This window comes from Pseudomonas sp. DC3200b2, assembly GCF_049895785.1.
Lineage (GTDB): Bacteria > Pseudomonadota > Gammaproteobacteria > Pseudomonadales > Pseudomonadaceae > Aquipseudomonas > Aquipseudomonas massiliensis.
Map to the genome: position 1 here is coordinate 480264 of NZ_JAFCTA010000003.1, position 21763 is coordinate 502026.

The 21763-nt window shown below is 63.7% G+C and carries 20 protein-coding genes; 14 read left to right on the plus strand and 6 right to left on the minus strand.

Annotated elements, in window-relative coordinates; translation table 11 throughout:
• Positions 1 to 2: 2 nt before the first annotated feature.
• Positions 3 to 539, minus strand: a complete 537-nt coding sequence (locus ACP691_RS11550; RefSeq protein ID WP_426149569.1) for an ATP-dependent zinc protease — start codon at positions 537 to 539, stop codon at positions 3 to 5.
• 213 nt (positions 540 to 752) lie between these two features.
• Between ACP691_RS11550 and ACP691_RS11555 the strand changes: the two genes are divergently transcribed.
• Genes ACP691_RS11555 through prpF form a run of 5 tightly spaced genes read left to right on the plus strand, consistent with a single transcriptional unit; the run spans position 753 to position 7392 of the window.
• Positions 753 to 1463, plus strand: a complete 711-nt coding sequence (locus ACP691_RS11555) for a GntR family transcriptional regulator (RefSeq protein WP_426149570.1) — start codon at positions 753 to 755, stop codon at positions 1461 to 1463.
• On the plus strand, positions 1460 to 2347 hold the full coding sequence (gene prpB, locus ACP691_RS11560; protein WP_426149571.1) for a methylisocitrate lyase: 888 nt from the start codon (positions 1460 to 1462) through the stop codon (positions 2345 to 2347). The genes ACP691_RS11555 and prpB overlap by 4 nt, the downstream gene beginning before the upstream one ends.
• Before the next feature lie 45 nt (positions 2348 to 2392).
• On the plus strand, positions 2393 to 3520 hold the full coding sequence (gene prpC / locus ACP691_RS11565) for a bifunctional 2-methylcitrate synthase/citrate synthase (RefSeq protein WP_426149572.1): 1128 nt from the start codon (positions 2393 to 2395) through the stop codon (positions 3518 to 3520).
• A gap of 58 nt (positions 3521 to 3578) precedes the next feature.
• A complete protein-coding gene (gene acnD, locus ACP691_RS11570) occupies positions 3579 to 6179 on the plus strand; it encodes a Fe/S-dependent 2-methylisocitrate dehydratase AcnD (protein ID WP_426149573.1) in 2601 nt (866 codons plus the stop codon).
• A gap of 10 nt (positions 6180 to 6189) precedes the next feature.
• The gene (prpF, locus tag ACP691_RS11575) at positions 6190 to 7392 is read left to right on the plus strand and encodes a 2-methylaconitate cis-trans isomerase PrpF (RefSeq protein WP_426149574.1); all 1203 of its coding nucleotides are present in this window, start codon (positions 6190 to 6192) and stop codon (positions 7390 to 7392) included.
• A gap of 24 nt (positions 7393 to 7416) precedes the next feature.
• Here the strand turns inward: prpF and ppsR are convergent, their stop codons facing one another.
• A complete protein-coding gene (gene ppsR / locus ACP691_RS11580; protein WP_426149575.1) occupies positions 7417 to 8235 on the minus strand; it encodes a posphoenolpyruvate synthetase regulatory kinase/phosphorylase PpsR in 819 nt (272 codons plus the stop codon).
• A gap of 171 nt (positions 8236 to 8406) precedes the next feature.
• Here ppsR and ppsA point away from each other — a divergent pair, with 171 nt between their 5' ends.
• From ppsA to ACP691_RS11625, 9 genes are all read left to right on the plus strand, one after another.
• A complete protein-coding gene (gene ppsA / locus ACP691_RS11585) occupies positions 8407 to 10776 on the plus strand; it encodes a phosphoenolpyruvate synthase (protein ID WP_426149576.1) in 2370 nt (789 codons plus the stop codon).
• 65 nt (positions 10777 to 10841) lie between these two features.
• Positions 10842 to 11861 carry an alpha/beta fold hydrolase gene (locus ACP691_RS11590; protein WP_426149577.1) on the plus strand — a complete coding sequence of 340 codons (1020 nt, stop codon included), beginning with the start codon at positions 10842 to 10844 and terminating at the stop codon, positions 11859 to 11861.
• 24 nt (positions 11862 to 11885) lie between these two features.
• A complete protein-coding gene (locus ACP691_RS11595; protein WP_426149578.1) occupies positions 11886 to 12185 on the plus strand; it encodes a Rieske (2Fe-2S) protein in 300 nt (99 codons plus the stop codon).
• A gap of 51 nt (positions 12186 to 12236) precedes the next feature.
• Positions 12237 to 12728, plus strand: a complete 492-nt coding sequence (gene rraA / locus ACP691_RS11600) for a ribonuclease E activity regulator RraA (protein WP_426149579.1) — start codon at positions 12237 to 12239, stop codon at positions 12726 to 12728.
• A gap of 35 nt (positions 12729 to 12763) precedes the next feature.
• Entirely contained in the window at positions 12764 to 13759 is a 996-nt protein-coding gene (locus tag ACP691_RS11605) for a zinc transporter ZntB (RefSeq protein ID WP_426149712.1), read from the plus strand.
• A 62-nt stretch (positions 13760 to 13821) separates the two neighbouring features.
• Complete coding sequence (locus ACP691_RS11610) at positions 13822 to 14067, plus strand: CrfX protein (RefSeq protein ID WP_426149580.1); 246 nt, start codon at positions 13822 to 13824, stop codon at positions 14065 to 14067.
• Between the two features lie 2 nt (positions 14068 to 14069).
• On the plus strand, positions 14070 to 14894 hold the full coding sequence (locus ACP691_RS11615) for a mechanosensitive ion channel family protein (RefSeq protein WP_040260752.1): 825 nt from the start codon (positions 14070 to 14072) through the stop codon (positions 14892 to 14894).
• A gap of 88 nt (positions 14895 to 14982) precedes the next feature.
• The gene (gene sigX, locus ACP691_RS11620; protein ID WP_040260751.1) at positions 14983 to 15573 is read left to right on the plus strand and encodes an RNA polymerase sigma factor SigX; all 591 of its coding nucleotides are present in this window, start codon (positions 14983 to 14985) and stop codon (positions 15571 to 15573) included.
• Between the two features lie 111 nt (positions 15574 to 15684).
• Positions 15685 to 16743, plus strand: coding sequence for an OmpA family protein (locus tag ACP691_RS11625; RefSeq protein WP_426149581.1), 1059 nt, complete (start codon positions 15685 to 15687; stop codon positions 16741 to 16743).
• 76 nt (positions 16744 to 16819) lie between these two features.
• Here the strand turns inward: ACP691_RS11625 and ACP691_RS11630 are convergent, their stop codons facing one another.
• The 4 genes from ACP691_RS11630 to ACP691_RS11645 all read right to left on the minus strand — a co-directional run bounded on the left by ACP691_RS11630 (position 16820) and on the right by ACP691_RS11645 (position 21670).
• Complete coding sequence (locus ACP691_RS11630) at positions 16820 to 18415, minus strand: protein kinase domain-containing protein (protein ID WP_426149713.1); 1596 nt, start codon at positions 18413 to 18415, stop codon at positions 16820 to 16822.
• Positions 18416 to 18489: 74 nt separating this feature from the next.
• Positions 18490 to 19701 (minus strand): nitrate/nitrite transporter, encoded by a 1212-nt coding sequence (locus ACP691_RS11635; RefSeq protein ID WP_426149582.1) that lies wholly within the window; start codon positions 19699 to 19701, stop codon positions 18490 to 18492.
• Positions 19702 to 19906: 205 nt separating this feature from the next.
• Entirely contained in the window at positions 19907 to 20482 is a 576-nt protein-coding gene (locus ACP691_RS11640) for an ANTAR domain-containing response regulator (RefSeq protein ID WP_426149583.1), read from the minus strand.
• Positions 20483 to 20485: 3 nt separating this feature from the next.
• Entirely contained in the window at positions 20486 to 21670 is a 1185-nt protein-coding gene (locus ACP691_RS11645) for a CmpA/NrtA family ABC transporter substrate-binding protein (protein WP_426149584.1), read from the minus strand.
• Positions 21671 to 21763: the final 93 nt, after the last annotated feature.

Sequence of the window (21763 nt, forward strand, 5' to 3'; positions counted from 1 at the left end):
GGCTACTCGGCGTTGGAAGCTTGGGGGCCGCAGGCAGGTTTGCCGGCGGTGTATTTCAGGGCAGGGTCCACCAGCGCATCGAACCGCTTCAAGGCCTCGGAGCCTACCAGCAGGGGATACTGGAAGGCACTGCGGTCGGTGAGGTTCACCTCGATGCGCCGACGCGCCTTTCCCAGGCACACGTTCAAGGCTATCACCGGGCGGGCCGTATAGCGCTCACCTGCTTCGGGATCATAGTCGCCGGCGCGGCGCTTGATCCGGCTGATCCGCTCCAGGGGCCGCTCGATGGGATGCTGGTGCGCTTCGTCGATAGCCAGATAGAAGCGCACCCAGGACTCTCCGTCGCGCTTGAAGCGCTTGATGTCCCGCGCGCTGAGCGAGGCAGTGATGGCGCCGGTGTCCAGCTTGGCCGCTACTTCGAGATCGAGTTCATCGAGCCGGGCGTATTCGTTCAGCCCGTAGACCGTCTTTTCGGCGGCCAGCCCCAGGCCGGGGACCAGCAGCAGGCCGAGCAGGGAGGGAAGGCTAGGTGTTCGCATGGGACCTGGCTATGGCGGAGAGGCGGAAGCGACATGGCCACGGGAGCCGGAAAAGCCAGGCATTCTACCATGGTGGTCTGTTGGCGCCAGCGCAAGCAGGTTGCCACTATCCGCGCAATGCTCATCAGTTTTTCCCGTACTGTCGACAATTGATTTGACGAGCTGGACATATGCGGGGTAGAACGTCGACATAAACCCTGGAGTGTCGACAATATGCAGGACACCTCCTCGTTGCTCGAGGCTGATTCTGAAACCATTGCCGAGTCGGTCTTTCGCCGTATACAAGGGGCAATCGTGCGTGGCGAGATTGCCCCCGGCAGCAAGATCTCCGAGCCTGAGCTGGCGCGGACCTACGGGGTGAGTCGGGGCCCGCTGCGCGAAGCGATTCATCGGCTGGAAGGGCAGCGCCTGCTGGTGCGGGTGCCTCATGTGGGCGCGCGGGTAGTATCCCTGAGTCAGGCGGAGCTGATCGAGCTGTACGACATCCGCGAATCCCTCGAAGGCATGGCCTGCCGCCTCGCCGCGACGCGCATGAGCGTTGCCGAGGTGGATGAACTGAGGCGCGTACTGGACACCCATGAGCGCGACCCGGGGTTCCAGGCCGGGGTGGGCTATTACCAGCAGGAAGGCGACTTCGACTTTCATTATCGGATCATCCAGGGCAGCGGTAACCGAACCCTGGCCCAACTGCTGTGCGGCGAGTTGTACCAGCTGGTGCGCATGTACCGTATCCGCTTCTCCACCACGCCCAACCGGCCGCGACATGCCTTCGCTGAACATCATCGGATTCTCGACGCCATCGCCGAGCGGGATGGCGAACTGGCCGAGCTGCTCATGCGCCGGCACATCGCCGCTTCCCGCCGCAATGTCGAGCGTCAATTGGCCCAAGCGGACTGCGAACAATTCCAACGAGGTGACTCATGACCGTGCATACCACTCCCGGCCAGCGCTTTCGCGATGCCGTCGCCAACGAGCGACCCTTGCAGGTGGTTGGGGCCATCAACGCCAATCACGCGCTCCTGGCGCAGCGCGCCGGGTTCAAGGCCATCTACCTGTCCGGAGGCGGCGTGGCGGCGGGCTCCCTGGGCCTGCCTGACCTTGGTATCAGCAACCTGGACGACGTCCTGACCGATGTACGTCGCATCACGGACGTATGCGACCTGCCCTTGCTGGTGGACGTGGATACCGGCTTCGGTGCCTCGGCTTTCAACGTCGCCCGCACCGTTCGCTCGATGATCAAGTTTGGCGCGGCCGCCATTCACATCGAGGACCAGGTCGGCGCCAAGCGTTGTGGACATAGGCCGAACAAGGAAATCGTCTCCCTGGCTGAGATGGTCGACCGCATCAAGGCTGCGGTGGATGCCCGTACCGACTCCAGCTTCGTGATCATGGCGCGCACCGATGCCCTGGCGGTGGAAGGGCTGGAGGCAGCCCTGGACCGGGCCCAGGCCTGTGTAGAGGCTGGCGCGGACATGGTATTCCCTGAAGCCATTACCGAATTGGGCATGTACAAGGCCTTCGCCGACCGGGTTCGAGCGCCCATCCTGGCCAATATCACCGAGTTCGGCGCCACGCCGCTGTTCACTACTGATGAACTCGGCAGCGTGGACGTTTCCCTGGTGCTATATCCGCTGTCGGCCTTCCGCGCCATGAACAGGGCCGCGGAAAACGTCTACACCGCCATACGCCGGGACGGTACCCAGAAGCACGTGGTCGATAGCATGCAGACGCGCATGCAGCTGTATGACGCCATCGGCTACCACGAGTATGAGCAGCGGCTCGATGCGCTTTTCGCACGCCAGCGCTGAGTCTGCTGGCCTATCTCAGAATAATTCCAAGAAGGAGAGAACCTCATGGCAGAAGCAAAAACACTCAGCGGCGCGGGGCTGCGGGGCCAGGTCGCTGGGCAGACGGCCCTGTCCACCGTGGGCCAGGCCGGCGCCGGGCTGACCTATCGCGGCTATGACGTGCGCGAGCTGGCAGCCCAAGCCGGGTTCGAGGAAGTCGCCTACCTGTTGCTCGAAGGCGAGCTACCCAACCGGGAACAGTTGGCAGTCTACCAGCAGCGGCTGGCGGCCATGCGTGACCTGCCCCAGCCGCTGAAGGAAGTGCTCGAGCGCCTGCCAGCCAGCACTCACCCCATGGATGTGATGCGCACCGGCGCCTCCGTGCTGGGCACCCTGGAGCCGGAACAGGACTTCAGCCAGCAACGCCAGGTGACCGAACGTCTGTTGGCTACCTTCCCGGCGGTCATGTGCTATTGGTACCACTTCGCCCATGGCGGCAAGCGCATCGCCTGCACCACTGACGAGCCCACCCTGGGCGGTCACTTCCTGCACCTGCTGCACGGCAAGGCGCCCAGTGAGTTGCATCGCAAGGTGATGGATGTCTCGCTGATCCTCTACGCCGAGCATGAGTTCAATGCCTCGACCTTCACCGCTCGGGTATGCGCCTCTACGCTTTCGGATCTGTATTCCTGCGTCACGGCGGCTATCGGTGCCTTGCGCGGCCCCTTGCACGGCGGTGCCAACGAGGCGGCCATGGCGATGATCGAACGCTTCGACTCCCCGGAAGCCGCCACGGCCGGGACTCTGGAGATGCTGGCACGCAAGGACAAGATCATGGGCTTCGGCCATGCCATCTACAAAGAGTCCGATCCGCGCAACGAGGTGATCAAGCAGTGGTCGCGCAAGCTGGCCGATGAGGTGGGCGACCAAGTGCTTTACCCGGTGTCCGAAGCCATCGACAAGGTGATGTGGGAACAGAAGAAGCTCTTCCCCAACGCCGATTTCTATCACGCTTCGGCCTATCACTTCATGGGCATTCCCACGCCGCTGTTTACGCCCATCTTCGTCTGTTCGCGGGTGAGCGGCTGGGCGGCCCATGTGTTCGAACAGCGCGCCAACAACCGCATCATCCGCCCCAGCGCCGAGTACATCGGCGTGGAGCAGCGCGCCTACATCCCCCTGGAACAGCGCTGACCGCAAGGAAGGGCCTGGCCCTTCCTTGGCCCCTGACCGTGATCGAGCCCTAGCCGCCATGAATACGAACCACCGCAAGCCCCTTCCCGGCACCGACCTGGACTACTACGACGCTCGCGCGGCCGTGGAGGTCATTCAGCCCGGCGCCTATGCGCGCCTGCCGTACACCTCACGGGTATTGGCGGAGAACCTGGTCCGCCGCTGCGACCCGGCCATGTTGCGCGAGTCCCTGGAACAGTTGATCGAGCGCAAGCGGGAGCTGGACTTTCCCTGGTTTCCCGCCCGAGTGGTCTGCCATGACATCCTTGGGCAAACGGCGCTGGTGGACCTGGCCGGCCTGCGCGACGCCATCGCCGAGCGCGGCGGCGACCCGGCCAAGGTCAACCCGGTGGTGCCCACCCAGTTGATCGTCGACCACTCCCTGGCGGTGGAGTGCGGTGGCTACGACCCCGATGCCTTTGCGAAGAACCGCGCCATCGAAGACCGTCGCAACGAGGACCGCTTCCATTTCATCGACTGGACCAAGCGGGCCTTCAAGAACGTGGACGTGATCCCGCCGGGCAACGGCATCCTGCATCAGATCAACCTGGAACGGATGTCGCCAGTGATCCAGGCAAGCGATGGAGTCGCGTTCCCGGATACCCTCGTAGGCACGGATTCGCACACGCCAATGGTGGATGCGCTTGGCGTGATCGCCATTGGTGTAGGTGGCCTGGAAGCGGAGAGCGTGATGCTGGGGCGAGCGTCCTGGATGCGCCTGCCGGAAATCGTCGGCGTCCAGCTAAGCGGCCGGCCAGGCCCCGGGATCACCGCTACCGACGTAGTGCTTACGCTGACTGAGTTTCTCCGCCAGCAAAAGGTGGTCGGTGCCTATCTGGAGTTCCATGGCGCCGGCGCGCGCAACCTGACCCTGGGCGACCGTGCCACCATCGCCAACATGGCGCCTGAATACGGTGCCACCGCCGCCATGTTCGCCATCGACGAGCAGACCATCAGCTACCTGCGCCTGACCGGCCGGGAAGATGAGCAGGTTCGCCTGGTGGAAACCTATGCTCGTACCGCGGGACTCTGGGCCGATGACCTGGCCGGCGTCGAATACGAGCGCGTGCTGCACTTCGACCTGGGTTCGGTGGTGCGCACCCTGGCCGGGCCCTCCAACCCCCACCGCCGCCTGCCGGTAAGCGAACTGGCCAGCCAAGGCGTGGCTGGCGTTGTGGAAAATGTGCCAGGCCAGTTGCCCGATGGCGCCGTGATCATTGCCGCCATCACCAGTTGCACCAATACCAACAACCCTCGCAACATGATCGCCGCTGGCCTGCTGGCCCGTAACGCCAACCGCCTGGGGCTGCGGCGCAAGCCCTGGGTCAAGACCTCCCTGGCGCCGGGGTCCAGGACGGTGGCGCTTTATCTGGAGGAAGGCGGGCTGTTGCCGGAGCTGGAGCAGTTGGGCTTCGGAGTAGTGGCCTTCGCCTGCACCACCTGCAACGGCATGTCCGGTGCCCTGGATCCGGTGATTCAGCAGGAAATCATCGAGCGAGACCTGTATGCCACCGCCGTGCTGTCGGGCAACCGTAACTTCGATGGGCGCATTCACCCCTATGCTCGCCAAGCCTTCCTGGCATCGCCGCCTCTGGTGGTGGCCTATGCCATCGCCGGGACCATTCGCTTCGATATCGAGAAGGACATATTGGGTCACTCGGCCGATGGAACCGCCATCCGGCTCAAGGACATCTGGCCCGGCGACGAGGAGATCGACGCCATGGTGCAGGCATCGGTCAAGCCGGAGCAGTTCCGCCGCGTCTATATCCCCATGTTCGCCGCTCAGCCGGGCAGCGCCGAAAGTGTCAGTCCGCTCTACCCGTGGCGGCCAGCCAGTACCTATATTCGTCGGCCACCCTATTGGGAAGGTGCTCTGGCCGGCGAGCGCGGCCTTGCCGGCATGCGGCCGCTGGCGATCCTGGGCGATAACATCACCACGGACCACCTGTCGCCTTCCAATGCCATCCTGGCGGACTCGGCGGCCGGCGAATACCTGGCGCGCATGGGGTTGCCCGAAGAAGACTTCAACTCCTACGCGACCCACCGGGGCGATCATCTCACGGCCCAGCGGGCCACCTTCGCCAATCCCAAGCTGTTCAACGAGATGGTGCTGGACGATAAAGACCAGGTACGCCAAGGCTCGCTGGCGCGGGTAGAGCCTGAAGGGCGGGTGATGCGCATGTGGGAAGCCATTGAAACCTATATGCAGCGCAAGCAGCCGTTGATCATCATCGCCGGTGCCGACTATGGCCAGGGCTCGTCCCGGGACTGGGCGGCCAAGGGCGTGCGCCTTGCAGGCGTCGAAGCCATAGTCGCCGAAGGGTTCGAGCGCATCCACCGTACCAACCTCATCGGCATGGGCGTATTACCGCTGGAGTTCCTCCGGGGTACGGACCGCAAAACCCTGGCGCTGGATGGCACCGAAACCTACGACGTGACCGGCGAGCGTACCCCGCGGTCCATGCTGACCCTGGTCATCCACCGCCGTGATGGCGAGCGGCTGGAAGTGCCCGTGACCTGTCGCCTGGACACCGCCGAGGAAGTATCCATCTATGAAGCCGGTGGCGTACTGCAGCGCTTCGCCGACGATTTTCTCGATTCCAAGATCGCAGCCGCCTGAGGACACAGTCATGGCTCATCCAAGGCAACTCCGTATTCCTGCTACCTACATGCGTGGCGGCACCAGCAAAGGGGTGTTCTTTCGCCTGGAGGACCTGCCGCTGGCGGCCCAGGTGCCTGGCCCAGCCCGAGACGCCTTGCTGTTGCGGGTGATCGGCAGCCCCGACTCCTATGGAAAGCACACCGATGGCATGGGCGGCGCTACGTCCAGCACCAGCAAGGTCGTGATCCTGGCGCCCAGCAGTCGCCCTGACCACGACGTGGACTACCTGTTTGGCCAGGTGTCCATCGACGCTCCCTTCGTGGATTGGAGCGGCAACTGCGGCAATCTCTCCGCGGCCGTCGGTGCCTTCGCCATCAGCAGCGGCCTGGTTTCGACCACGCGGGTACCTCGAGACGGTATCGCCGTGGTGCGGGTATGGCAGGCCAACATCGCCAAGACGATCATCAGCCACGTGCCCATGACCGCCGGCGCGGTACAGGAAACCGGTGACTTCGAACTCGACGGCGTGACCTTTCCCGCCGCTGAGGTGCGCCTGGAGTTCCTCGACCCGGCAGACGAAGGGGAGGGGGAAGGCGGTGCCATGTTCCCTACCGGCCAACTGATCGATGAACTGGAGGTGCCTGGCGAAGGCAGCTTCAAGGCCACGCTGATCAACGCCGGTATTCCGACGATTTTCCTCGATGCCGCTGAACTGGGATATAGCGGTACAGAGTTGCAGGAGGCGATCAACGGCGACCCGGCCGCCCTGGCGCGCTTCGAGCGCATCCGCACCGCCGGCGCGCTGCGCATGGGCCTGATCCGCGAGGCGGCCGAGGCGGCGACCCGGCAACATACCCCCAAGGTTGCGTTCGTGGCGCCGCCGGCCGCCTATACCGCATCGAGCGGCAAGGCGATCGCCGCGACGGAAGTGGACCTGCTCGTACGCGCCCTGTCCATGGGCAAGCTGCACCACGCCATGATGGGTACCGCCGCGGTGGCCATCGCCACGGCTGCCGCGGTGCCGGGCACTCTGGTCAACCTGGCGGCCGGTGGCGGCGAGCGACAGTCGGTTCGCTTCGGTCATCCCTCGGGTGTCTTGCGGGTTGGGGCCGAGGCGCGCCAAGTGAACGGTGAATGGACAGTGACCCGCGCGATCATGAGCCGCAGCGCGCGGGTGTTGATGGAAGGATGGGTGAGGGTGCCGCCCGTTGCCGGCCTGTCCGCGCGGTAACCCCGCTGCGAGCACCAGGCGGCGCTACTTGAAGCGCCGCTCCACGCCCATTTCCACCAGAATCTTGGCCGAGATCTCCTCCACCGAGAAATGGGTGGAATTGATATGCGGGATGTTTTCCCGGCGGAACAGGTTTTCCACTTCCCGTACCTCGAACTCGCACTGGGCAAAGCTTGCGTAGCGGCTGTTGGGCTTGCGCTCGTGGCGGATGGCGGTGAGCCGGTCCGGGTCGATGGTCAGGCCGAACAGCTTGTGACTATGGGCACGCAAGGCGGCGGGCAGTTGCAGACGCTCCATGTCGTCTTCGGTGAGGGGGTAGTTGGCCGCGCGGATACCGAATTGCATTGCCATGTACAGGCACGTCGGCGTCTTGCCTGAGCGCGACACGCCTACCAGGATCAGATCGGCCTTGTCGTAGTAATGGGTGCGTGCGCCATCGTCGTTGTCCAGGGCGAAATTCACCGCTTCGATCCGGTCCATGTAATTGGAATTGCGCGCGATGGAATGGGATTTGCCGACCGAATAGGACGAATGTGAGCCCAACTCCAGCTCCAAAGGGGCCAGGAACGTGGAAAAGATGTCGATCATGAAGCCATTCGAGGTTGCCAGGATCTCCCGGATGTCCTGGTTGACGATGGTGTCGAAGATGATCGGGCGTACCCCGTCGCGCTCGGCCGCGGCGTTGATCTGCTGCACCATGGCACGCGCTTTTTCCATGCTGTCGATATAGGGGCGCGTGAACTTGTTGAACGTTATGGTTTCGAATTGCGCGAGCAGACTCTGGCCGAGGGTTTCGGCCGTGATGCCGGTGCCGTCGGAGATGAAGAAAGCCGATCGTTTCATGTGCGCCCCGGGCCTTAGGCTTAAGGAAGGATCCTGAGATATGATAGGCCCGCTTCGCTGGCCGCCGAGTCTCGCATTCTCCTGCATTTCGAAGACCTGAGCCACCCGTGCCCCCGGGGTCGCCGCCGCGCCCCGCCCTGAGCGTTCCAACCCTTTTGTGGAGAGATCACCTTGGTAGAGTACGTAGTTTCCCTCGATAAGCTCGGCGTCCACGATGTAGAGCACGTGGGGGGCAAAAACGCATCCCTGGGCGAGATGATCAGCAACCTCGCCGGCGCCGGTGTTTCGGTTCCGGGCGGCTTCGCCACCACGGCCCAGGCCTATCGGGACTTCCTCGAGCAGAGCGGCCTCAACGCGCAGATCCACGCCGCGCTGGATGCCCTGGACGTCGACGACGTGAACGCGCTGGCGCGTACCGGCGCCCAGATCCGCCAATGGGTGATGGAAGCCGAATTCCCCGAAGCCCTGAATGCCCAGATCCGCGAACATTTCGCCCAACTCTCCGAAGGCAACCCGGACATCGCCGTGGCCGTGCGTTCCTCGGCCACCGCCGAAGACCTGCCCGATGCCTCCTTTGCCGGCCAGCAGGAGACCTTCCTGAACATTCGTGGCGTGGACAACGTGATCCGCGCCGCCAAGGAAGTGTTCGCCTCCCTGTTCAATGACCGCGCCATCGCCTATCGCGTTCACCAGGGTTTCGACCACAAGCTGGTGGCGCTGTCGGCGGGCGTGCAGCGCATGGTGCGCTCGGAAACGGGCACCGCCGGCGTAATGTTCACCCTGGATACCGAATCGGGCTTCCGCGACGTGGTCTTCATCACCGGCGCCTACGGCCTGGGCGAAACCGTGGTCCAGGGCGCGGTCAACCCGGACGAATTCTACGTCCACAAGGGCACTCTCGAAGCGGGGCGCCCGGCCATCCTGCGTCGTAACCTGGGGAGCAAGGCCATCAAGATGGTCTATGGCGACGAAGCCAAGGCCGGCCGCTCGGTGAAGACGGTCGAGGTGGACAAGGCCGAGCGGGCCCGCTTCTGCCTTACCGATGCCGAGGTCAGCGAGCTGGCCAAGCAGGCGATGATCATCGAGAAGCACTATGGCCGTCCCATGGACATCGAATGGGCCAAGGACGGTGACGATGGCAAGCTGTACATCGTGCAGGCGCGTCCGGAAACGGTGAAAAGCCGCGCCAGCGCCAACGTGATGGAGCGCTACCTGCTCAAGGAAAAGGGCACGGTACTGGTCGAAGGCCGCGCCATCGGCCAGCGCATCGGCGCGGGCAAGGTGCGCATCATCCGCGACGTCAGCGAGATGGACCGCGTACAGCCTGGCGACGTACTGGTGTCGGACATGACCGATCCGGACTGGGAGCCGGTGATGAAGCGCGCCAGCGCCATCGTCACCAACCGTGGCGGGCGTACCTGCCACGCGGCGATCATCGCCCGCGAACTCGGCATTCCGGCGGTCGTCGGCTGCGGCAACGCGACCCAACTGCTCAAGGACGGCCAGGGCGTGACCGTGTCCTGCGCCGAAGGGGACACGGGTTACATCTTCGAAGGCGAGCTGGGCTTCGATGTGAAGCAGAACTCCGTGGACGCCATGCCCGAGCTTCCCTTCAAGATCATGATGAACGTGGGCAACCCGGACCGCGCCTTCGACTTCGCCCAATTGCCCAATGCCGGCGTGGGCCTGGCCCGCCTGGAATTCATCATCAACCGCATGATCGGCGTACACCCCAAGGCCTTGCTCAACTATGCGGACCTGCCTGCCGAGCTCAAGGAAAGCGTGGACAAGCGCATCGCCGGCTATGATGATCCGGTCGGCTTCTACGTGGAGAAACTGGTCGAGGGCATCAGTACCCTGGCAGCGGCCTTCTACCCCAAGAAAGTCATCGTGCGCCTGTCGGACTTCAAGTCCAACGAATATGCCAACCTCATCGGCGGCAAGCTGTACGAGCCGGAGGAAGAGAACCCGATGCTGGGCTTCCGCGGGGCCTCGCGCTATATCAGCGAATCCTTCCGGGACTGTTTCGAACTCGAGTGCCGTGCCCTCAAGCGGGTGCGCGAGGACATGGGCCTGGACAACGTCGAGATCATGGTGCCCTTCGTGCGCACCCTGGGCGAAGCCAGCCAGGTGGTGGACCTGCTGGCCAGCAATGGCCTCAAGCGCGGCGAGAACGGCCTGCGTGTGATCATGATGTGCGAGCTGCCGTCCAACGCGCTCTTGGCCGATGAGTTCCTGGAGTACTTCGATGGCTTCTCCATCGGTTCCAATGATCTGACCCAGCTTACCCTTGGGCTGGACCGGGACTCGGGCATCATCGCGCACCTGTTCGACGAGCGTAACCCCGCCGTCAAGAAGCTGCTGGCCAATGCCATCGCCGCCTGCAACAAGGCCGGCAAGTACATCGGCATTTGCGGCCAGGGCCCCTCGGACCACCCGGACCTGGCCAAGTGGTTGATGGAGCAGGGTATCGAGAGTGTCTCCCTGAATCCGGATTCCGTGCTGGAAACCTGGTTCTTCCTGGCCGAGACCGAGGCTTGAGGGGATAATCCCCGCCCCCCGGGCCCGTGGCCGGGGGGTGTCCCTTTCATTGAAAGCCTGGAATCATGCAAAGCAGCAGCCGTTTATTTCCTGTCGCATTGCTTCGCGCGGAGCGCTGCGGCGACCTCAGCGAAGACGTTTACCGTATCAAGGCTGGCAACAGCCCCGACCTCACCGTGGAGCTGGCCGTTACCCGGCTTGGCCTGGCCGACCGGGCCCAGGATCAGGCCCGGCGTGGCGCGCCTGTGGTACTCCTGCATGGCAGTTTCTCCAATCGACGCTTCTGGTATTCGCCCAAGGGCGTAGGCCTGGGCGCTACCCTGGCACGCGCAGGTTTCGATGTGTGGATTCCTGAAATGCGCGGCCACGGGCTCTCGCCGCGCAACCAGCAGTACCGCCATAACGATGTGGCCGCCTACGCCCGTTACGACCTGCCTGTGATCAACGCCTTTGTCGCCGAGCTCAGCGGGCAGCGGCCGTACTGGCTCGGACACTCGCTGGGCGGCATCAGCCTGGCCGTCGCACTGGGCAGCGGTGCGCTGGCCGCTGATGGCCTGGCTGGGCTGGTCCTGTTCGGCAGCCAGGTCAGCCGGGCGCCCTGGCCGTTGCGGGTTGCGCCCATGAACTGGGCAGCACGGGGGGTGCTGCGTCGTCTCGGACATATTCCAGGCCCACGGCTCAAGCGTGGTCCAGAGGACGAGCCGGCGGGAGTGGCATTGGAAATGCTCCGTTGGCATGGCTTGCGTCGACGGCTGGGGCGGGCCCGAGGCGACTGGCGTGCTGGGCTGGCCCAGGCGCGCCTGCCACTGCTGGTGGTGGCCGGCGGCGGTGATCATCAGGATCCGCCCTGGGCTTGCGAACAGTTGTTCCAGCGCTTCGGCAGCGAGCACGGCCAGTTCCTGGTATTGGGGCAGGCCCAGGGGTTCAGCCAGGATTTCGGCCATGTGGACATGCTGGTCAGCAAGGCGGCCCAGGGTGAAGTCTGGCCGCTGGTCCAGCGCTGGCTGAGCGCGCCCGGTCGTGTCCTGCCCCAGGCGAGCCTGGGCGAGGGGCTGACGGTGCCAGCGGAGCAGGTTAAGCTCTGAATCATCGGAAGAGGAGGGCCGCGCGTGTTCATCAGCCTCGAGCGTCTGGTCAACCTGGATGAAGGCTACAAACGTGCCTTTAGCGTGGCGGGGCGACAGCTGTTGCTGATCGTCGACCAGGGCCAGCACCTGCTGTTCGAAAACCGCTGCCCCCATCAGGGCGCGCCTCTGCACGACGGTACCCTGGCCAATGGGGTGCTGCGCTGCCGGAAACACGGCATCGAATTCGATGTACATAGTGGCCGATCCCGCCAGGGCCACTGTGGTTCACTGATCCGCTGTCCCGTGGCCTATGATGGGGACCGGCTGGGCCTCGATGTCTGACAGAGTGACGCTTCATCCACAACAGCCGCATTCCGGAAAAAGGAGTTCATCATGCAGCACTACCTCACCCCCGACCTTTGCGACGCCTACCCGGAGCAGGTACAGGTACTCGAGCCGATGTTCAGCAATTTCGGCGGTCGTGATTCCTTTGGTGGGCAGATCGTCACCATCAAGTGCCATGAGGACAATTCCCTGGTCAAGGAGCAGCTGGATACCGACGGCACCGGCAAGGTGCTGGTGGTCGATGGCGGGGGTTCCCTGCGTCGGGCCCTGCTGGGCGACCAACTGGCCGAAAAGGCAGCGCGCAACGGCTGGGAAGGTGTGCTGGTATATGGCTGCATCCGTGATGTTGATGTCATCGCTCAGACCAACCTGGGGGTGCAGGCGCTGGCGACTCATCCGATGAAGACCGATAAGCGCGGTATTGGGGATTTGAACGTGCCGGTGACCTTCGCCGGCGTGACCTTGCGTCCCGGTGACTATCTGTACGCCGACAACAACGGCGTGCTGCTTTCCCACGTACCCTTGAGCATGCCCGAGTGACCCTGGCTGAACAACCGCCGCTTCACCCGCCGCTGATGCTGGAAAACGACAATGCCGACTGGGGGCTGGTCCACGCCCTGGTTCTGGATGGCCAGGGTGGCGCCCGCGCTGTGGCCCGGGCCGACCTGATCCACCTTCAACTGGCCGAGCATGAAAGCCTCTGGTTGCATTGGGATCGTGGCCAGGTGCGTACCCATGCCTGGCTCCGTGAAGAAAGCGGGCTGAACGCTTTCAGCTGCGACCTGCTGCTGGAAGAAAATACCCGGCCGCGGCTTGTGCCCCTGCCCAATGCCCGTTTTCTTCTCTTCCTGCGCGGGATCAATCTCAACCCCGGCGCCCAGCCCGAAGACATGGTGTCGGTGCGCATTTTCGCCGAGGAGCGCCGTGTCATCTCCTTGCGCCTGCGTTCGCTGCGCGCGACCGAGGACCTGGTCGCCCGCCTGGCCGCCGGCGAAGGGCCGCGCAGCGCCGCCGACCTGGTGCTGTACCTGGCCGAGCGCCTGACCGAGCGCATCCAGGCCGTGGTCGACCATTTGACCGAGACCCTGGATACCGAAGAAGAGCGGGTCGACAGCGAGGAGGGGTATGCCCCGGAGCATTCCAGCCTGTTGCACCTGCGTCGCCGCTCAGCGGGCCTGCGACGATTCCTGGCCCCCCAGCGGGACCTGTTCGCTCTGCTGGCGCGCAACTGTCCCGGCTGGTTTTCCAACGAGCACAGCCATTACTGGAACGAGTTGAACAACAGCCTTACCCGCTATCTGGAAGAGCTGGAGCTGAACCGCGAACGGGTCGCGCTGTTGATCGAAGCCGAGCAGCGCCAGCTGAGCGAGCGCATGAACCGCACCATGTACCGCTTCGGCGTGGTCACCGGCATCTTCCTTCCGATCACTTTCATCACCGGGCTGCTGGGCATGAACGTGGGTCGTTTGCCCGGGGCCGACAACCCGGCGGGGTTCCTCATTACCTGCGGGGTCACCCTGGCCGTTGCGGTGGGGCAATGGCTGCTGTACCGGCGGCTGCGCTGGTTGTAAGTGCCCCGGATGTGACCTGACGCTGGGGGCTGTCGTCTTTGAGTGAATTTCGTGAGGTGATCATGCACGATCCATTCGAACAGTCCCTGCGGGACATGCTCAACGCCGCGCCGGCCGGGCGCGATGACGACGCCTGTCTGGACCGTGTCCTGAAGACCGCCAATCGCCAGGTGGGCGCCCAGGACCTGTTCGGCCTGATCGGCCGCTGTTTCCAGGCGGGCATGATCGCTGTAAGCAAGGGGGCGCCGCACCTGTCGCCGACGCCTCGCCCTACCCAGGCCGCGCGGCGCGCGGATAAGGCTGATTGAACATGGAACTGGACCTGTGGACCCAAAGCCTGGTCACGGCGATGACCGCCTTGTGGACCAAAGTCGCTAACTTCATCCCCAATCTGTTCGGCGCGCTGGTTGTGGTCCTGCTGGGCTTCGTGGTGGCCAAGCTGCTTGATGCCCTGCTGTCGCGCCTGCTGGCGAAGCTCGGGCTGGATCGGCTCATGGCCGGCACCGGTCTGACCAAGCTGATGGGGCGGGCCGGTATCCGAGTGCCCATCTCCACGCTGGTGGGCAAGATCGTCTACTGGTTCGTGCTGTTGATCTTCCTGGTGTCCGCCGCCGAGTCCCTGGGGCTTCAGCGCGTCTCGGCGACCCTGGACGTGCTGGCGCTGTACCTGCCCAAGGTGTTCGGTGCCGTGCTGGTGTTGCTGGTGGGCGTGCTGCTGGCGCAGCTGGTCAATGGCATCGTGCGCGGCGCCGCCGAAGGGGTCGGCATCGAGTACGCCGGTGGCCTTGGACGAGTAGCCCAGTGGCTGGTCATCGTCATCTCCATTTCCGTGGCCATCAGCCAGCTGGAGATCAAGACGGACTTGCTCAACCATGTGATCGTGATCGCCCTGATTACCGTTGGTCTGGCCGTGGCCCTGGCCATGGGTCTGGGCAGTCGGGACATCGCCGGCCAGATCCTGGCTGGCATCTATGTACGTGAGTTGTACCAGGTGGGCCAGCATGTGCAAGTCGGCGAGGTAGAGGGGTACATAGAAGAAATCGGTACCGTGAAGACGACGGTGATGACTGACGAGGGTGAGCTTGTTTCGCTGTCGAACCGGGTTCTGCTCGCGGAGAAGGTCAGTAGCCGCTAGGCGCGCATATTCTGGTAGTATGCCCGCCGCGAAAAAGCCAGCCCCACCGGGGCGCTGGCGGAACTGACCTGACCTGCGGCCCGAACCGTTGACTAAAGTGCAAACGCCTTCATTGCGATACGACCCACGAGCACTGTCCGATGAGGAACTGGTTGCCCGTTCGCATGAGGAGCTGTTTCATGTTACGCGCGCCTACGAAGAGCTGATGCGCCGCTACCAGCGCACGCTGTTCAACGTGTGTTCAAGGTATCTGGGGAACGATCGCGACGCCGATGATGTCTGTCAGGAAGTGATGCTCAAGGTGCTGTACGGACTGAAGAACTTCGAGGGAAAGTCCAAGTTCAAGACGTGGCTATATAGCATTACCTACAATGAATGTATCACGCAGTATAGAAAGGAGAGGCGCAAGCGCAGGTTGATGGATGCGCTGAGCCTCGACCCGGTTGAGGAGGCTTCGGAGGAAAAGGCGCCGAAGCCTGAGGAGCGCGGCGGTCTTGACCGCTGGCTGGTGCATGTGAACCCGATCGACCGCGAAATCCTGGTGTTGCGCTTTGTCGCCGAACTGGAATTTCAGGAGATCGCTGACATCATGCATATGGGTCTGAGCGCGACCAAAATGCGCTACAAACGCGCGCTTGACAAGCTGCGCGAGAAATTCGCCAACGTTTTGGAAACTTAACGTCTAGCGAATCTCTCTAACTGGCGTGCAAGTTCTGCTAGAATTGCCGCCGAGTTGTCCCACGCATTCCTGGTGGGATCGCTTAACAATCACCAGATGGGGATTTAACGGATGAAACTGAAAAACACCTTGGGCCTGGCCATTGGCTCTCTTGTTGCCGCAACCTCTTTCGGCGTATTGGCACAAGGCCAAGGCGCAGTCGAGGGTGAGCTGTTCACCAAGAAGTACTACACCGACAGTTCTCGCGACCTGGACGACGCCAACCTGTACGGCGGTTCGATCGGTTACTTCCTGACTGACGACGTCGAGCTGCGCCTGGGCTACGACGGCATCCACAACATTCGTTCGAACAACGGTACCGGCAACCAGAAAATCCACGGTGGCAACGCTGCCCTGGACGCCGTCTACCACTTCGGCACCCCAGGTGTAGGCCTGCGTCCGTACGTCTCCGCCGGTTTCTCGCATCAGAGCATCAGCAACGTGGAAGCCAACGGCCACAGCGGTCGTGACCACTCCACCTTCTTCAATGCTGGTGGCGGCGCCAAGTACTACTTCACCGAAAACGTCTACGCCCGTGCCGGCGTGGAAGCCATGTACAACATCGACCGCGGCGAAACCGAGTGGGCTCCGAGCGTTGGTGTTGGCGTGAACTTCGGTGGCGGTGCCAAGCAGCAGGAACAAGTAGCTGCCGCCCCCGCGCCGGTTGCCGACGTCTGCTCCGATGCCGACAACGATGGCGTTTGCGACAACGTCGACAAGTGCCCGAACACCCCTGCCAACACCACCGTTGACGCCGATGGCTGCCCAGCCGTTGCTGAAACCGTACGTGTTGAGCTGGACGTGAAGTTCGACTTCAACAAGTCGGTCGTCAAGCCTAACAGCTACGCTGACATCAAGAACCTCGCTGACTTCATGAAGCAGTACCCATCCACCACCACTACCGTTGAAGGTCACACCGACTCCGTTGGTACCGACGCTTACAACCAGAAGCTGTCCGAGCGCCGCGCCGCTGCCGTTCGTAACGTTCTGGTCAACCAGTACGGTGTTGAAGGTAGCCGCGTGAACTCCGTTGGTTACGGTGAAAGCCGTCCGGTTGCTGACAACGCTACCGACGCTGGCCGTGCGATCAACCGTCGCGTAGAAGCCGAAGTTGAAGCCCAGGCCAAGTAATTGAGCTGAGCTTCACGAAAGCCCGGGCATTGCCCGGGCTTTTTTTGTTCAGGATTCAGACCATCGGCCGGTGGGGCTATCCATGCAGCCAGGCGAGTATCATGGCCAGGTTGAGCGCCAGGGAGACCAGCGCCACCGCCCGCCAGGTCTTGAGCGGTTCGCGTTCGAAGAGTGGTCGGGGCGCGCCCGCACCCTCTTCAAGCTCACCGCGGCGTACGTTCAACAGCCATTGTTCCGCGGTCTCGAAACGCTTGGCCGGGTCGACCTCTAGGCTTTTCAACAGCACGGCATCAAGCCAGTCAGGTACCTCCGGGCGGTAGCGACTCGGCGGCGCGGGCGGCTGGAACCGCGGGCGCTGGAAGGGCTCCGGTTCCCCATGTGGCAAGACGCCGGTAAGGGCCTGGTAGAGCACGACGCCGGCTGCGAATAGGTCCTGGCTCGGCGTTGGCGGCGCGCCCTGGTAAGCCTCGGGGGCGATATAGCCTGGCGTGCCGGCTACCTGCTCCCCAGGCGGTTGCGACAGTCCAGGGCAGTAGGCCAGGCCGAAGTCCAGCACTTTTAGCTCTCCATCTACGCAAAGCAGCAGGTTTTCCGGTTTCAAGTCTCGATGGACCATATGGCGGCGATGCAAAAGACCGAGGGCGACGAGCAGGCGCTCGGCCAGGTCTCGCCATGTCGCCAATGGCAACGGGCCCTGTCGCAGGCGTTCGGCCAAGGTGGCGCCTTCGTAGCAGCGCATGGCGTAGTAGAGGCATTGACGCTGGCTGCCGCCATGGACTTCCGGAAACGGCCTGGCGGCGACCCGACGGAGAAACCATTCTTCCATGAGCAAGCGTTGCTGCGCCTGCTCATCCTGAGCGTACGCCTTGGGCAATGTCTTGAGCAGCCAGGGCTCTCCGTCCGCATCCGTGGCCTGGTAGACCAGAGACTGGCGACTTTGCCCGACCAGGGCCTGAATTCTCCAGCCCTCGAAGCGCTGGCCTGGCTTGAGGGCCGGCGGCAGCGGCCATTGGCGCCCTTGGGCGAAGCTATCGGCCAAGGAGGGAGAGCCTGGGCTGTGCACCCGTACCAGCACCGCGCTGGCATTGTCTTCACCGCCAGCGATATGGGCCATGCGCACCAAGGTGTCTACCATGGCTTGGGCATCGACAGCTTCCGTCAGTACCCGACTGATTTCAGTTTCCTGTACCACGCCCCAGACGCCGTCGCTGAGGATCAGGAAGATGTCCCCGGCGGCGAGGTCGCCCTCCTTGTAGTCCACCAGCAGGTGCTGGTCCAGGCCGAGCGCCCGCTTGAGCACGTGCCGCATCTGTGGCTGGTCCCACACATGGTCTTCGCTGAGCCGCTCCAGGCCAGACGCGCTCCAGCGGTATGTCCGGCAGTCGCCTACATGAGCGAGGGTGAAGCGGCTGCCGCGTAGCACCAGCGCGCTCAGGGTCGTCAGCAGGGGCTGCCCTTGGCCGTTGGCTCTTAACCAGCGATTCTGGGCGCAAAGCAGTGCATCGAGCGCGCGGGTCACCGGCCAGGTTTCCGGCGTGGCGTAGTAATCAAGCGCCAGGGCCTGCAAGCTGGCGCGGGCCGCCAGGCCGCCGTCCAGGCACTGGCTGACGCCATCGGCCAGGCCGAACAGGTAGCCTTTGCTGGCGGCCAATGCCGGCACTGGGGTGACCATGCGCACGGCATCCTGGTTTTCCGGTCGAGGCCCGGCCGCGCTGGCGCAAGCCGCGGTAAGCTCCAGCCTGGCGCTCACACCCGTGCCGCGGTGACTGCCGCCGCGCCCCAGGTGGTGCGCCAGCGCCGCTTGACGCTATGCAGGCCAAACCAGGCCACTACGGCGAGCAAGGCGAACGTCCAGAGCGCCAGCTGGTAGCTGCCGGTCTGCTGCTTGATGGCGCCCAGGCCAGCTGCCAGGAGGAAGCCGCCAATACCGCCTGCCATGCCGATAAGCCCGGTCATGACGCCGATCTCCTGACGGAAGCGTTGGGGCACGAGCTGGAAAACCGCACCGTTGCCGGCGCCCAGGCCCAGCATGCACACCACGAACAGGGCCAGGGCGGCTACGGAACTGGGCAGGTTGAAACCCACCGCGGCAATGCACAAGGCCGCTACTGTGTACATGCACAGCAGGGCGCGAATCCCGCCGAAGCGGTCGGCAAGGGCACCGCCCAGTGGGCGCATCAGGCTTCCGCCAAAGACGCAGGCTGCAGTGTAGTAGCCGGCAGTGACCGGGCTGAGGCCGTATTGATCGTTGAAATAGCCCGGCAAGGCGCTGGCCAGGCCAATGAAGCCCCCGAAGGTAATGGCGTAAAAGAACATGAACCACCAGCTGTCCTTGTCTGCCAGGGCCTTGCTGTAGTCGGCCAGGGTCTTGGCCTTGGGGCGATTCGGCGCATTGCGCGCTGCCAGGGCGAAGATAGCCAGGGTAGCGACCAGCGGGATCAGGGCAAAGCCAAACACATTCACCCAGCCGAAGCCCGCTGCCAGCGCGGGCGCGAAAAGCGCGGCGAACACCGTGCCCGAATTCCCGGCCCCGGCGATGCCCATGGCTTTGCCTTGGTGTTCGGCAGGATACCATTGCGAAGCCAGGGGCAAGGATACCGCGAAGGACGCCCCGGCCACGCCCAGCCCTATGCCCAGCAACAGTGCCTGGGTAAAGCTATGGATGCCCAGTTGCCAGGCCAGCGCCAGGGACATGATGACCACGCACTGACCGATGATGCCGGCGGTTTTAGGAGACAGGCGATCGGCCAGCCAGCCCATGACCACGCGGAACACCGCCCCGGCCAGGATGGGGGTGGCGACCAGCAGTCCGCGCTCCTGTGTGGTCAGATGAAGGTCCGCGGCGATCTGGATGGCCAATGGGCCGAGCAGGTACCAGACCATGAAACTCAGGTCGAAATATAAAAAGGCCGCGAACAGGGTGGGGGCGTGGCCGGCTTTCCAGAAACTCGTATTCATCGAATACCTCAACGGGCGAGTGGGCGCGTCGGCGCCCTGGCTTCGGGGAACTGAAACGCAAAAGACGCCGCTGCCCGACTCGCCTGAGCGAGCGGAAAGCGACGTCTTCGTCGTTGGCCCGGCAGCCGCCGTTGGCTGCCCGAGCAGGGTAGGGTGTTGCAAGTGGCAGTGAGCTGGTAGCAATTAGCGGGCCAGCCGGCGCCTGCTAGCCCAGCATCTCGCTCATGGCGATGATCTGCTCGGCAACCTGGATCAGTTTCTGTTGACGGCTCATGGCCTGGCGCCGCATGAGGGAATAGGCGGCGGCTTCGTCGATGTTCTTGAGCTTCATCAGCAACCCCTTGGCCTGTTCGACGCGCTTGCGTTCGGCCAGCTGAAGGTCACGGGCGTTGAGCTCAGCGCGCAACGCCTGGTCGCTTTCGAAGCGCGCCATGGCCACATCCAGGATCGGCTGCAGGCGTTGGCCCTGTATGCCTTCGACGATATAGGCGCTGACCCCGGCACGGATGGCCTGGCGCATCACAGCGGGGTCGTGCTCGTCGGTGAACAGTACGATGGGGCTGGGACGGTCCCGGTTGACCAGGATCACTTGCTCCATGACATCGCGGCCCGGGGAGTCGGTATCGATCAGAATGACATCCGGGCGCAGGCGTTCCACTTCGGCGGGCAGGTCCACGGTCATTCCGCCAGCCTCCATCACTTCAAAGCCTGCCCCAGTCAGGGCCACGCGCAGGCGACCGAGCTTCCTGGCGGTGTCGTCGATCAACAGGATTCTGAGCATGATTCAGGCGCTCCCAGGGCAGCCGATGGGGAAGCCCAAGGCATAGCCCTCGGGGTCCTGGCCATTCCAGCAGGTGCCATCGGCCAACTGACTGCTGCGATGGTTGGCCGGATCGCAGACAATGCCTAGCGCCTGTGCGGCTTCCCGATAGCGGTCGAGTTGCTGCACCTGGGTGGCGACAGCAAGGTAATCCGGCGCCTCGCGCAGCAGGCCCCAGCGGCGGAATTGGGTCATGAACCAGATACCGTCGGACAGATAGGGAAGGTTGACGCGGCCTTCATCGAAGAAACGCAGCGGGTGCGGATCCAGCCAGGCGTGTCCGAGACCGTCTTCATAGCGGCCATGCAGACGGTGAGAAATGCGCTCTACCGGGGCGTTCAGGTACTGATGAGCACTGAGCAGGTGCGCCGTGGCGTCCAGGTCCTGTTCTACAAAGCGGCTGGCTTCGATGATCGCCATGGTCAACGCTCTGGCGGTGTTGGGATAAGCCTCGACGAAGGCGCGGGTACAGGCCAGCACCTTCTCCGGATGATCCGGCCAGATGGCTTGGCTGGTACTCAAGGTTACCGCCAGGCCTTCGGCCACGGCGCTGTCGGCCCAGGGCTCGCCCACACAGAAACCATCGATGCGGCCAGCACGTAGATGGTCGAGCATGGCCGGCGGCGGAACCACAACGCTCTGGACTTGAGTCAAGGGGTCGATCCCCAGGCTCGCCAGCCAGTAGTTGAGCCACATGGCATGGGTGCCGGTTGGAAAGGTCTGGGCCAGGGTGAGCCGTCTGCCGCCGGCCTTGACCCAGGCGGCCAGGCGCTGTGGCGAGTCGATCCCCTCGGCGGCGAGCGCACTGGAAAGGTTCAGGCTCTGCCCGTTGCGGTTGAGCCCCATGAGAACAGCCATGTCCTGGCGCGGCGCGGCGCTCAGGCCCAGCTGCACGGCATAGACCAGGCCATAGAGGGCATGGGCCGCGTCCAGCTCTCCACTGGCCAGCTTGGCCTGCAGCCCTGCCCAAGAGTGCTGCCGATGAAGATTGATGCGCAAGCCATAGGGCTGGGCGAAGCCCTGGGTGGCGGCGACCACCACCGAGGCGCAATCGGTCAGCGCCATGTAGCCCAGTTCAACGCAGGTTTTTTCCGGCCCGTCGCTTCCCGCTACCCAGGCGGTACGGGGGTCCAGTGAAGTGTGGGTCATGATCACGCCTTGTCAGGGTCGCAGAGGTGTTCGCACTCAATGAAGAGAGGCGACGACGTCACTGTCGACGGTTGTGCAGTATTGGCGCGGTGG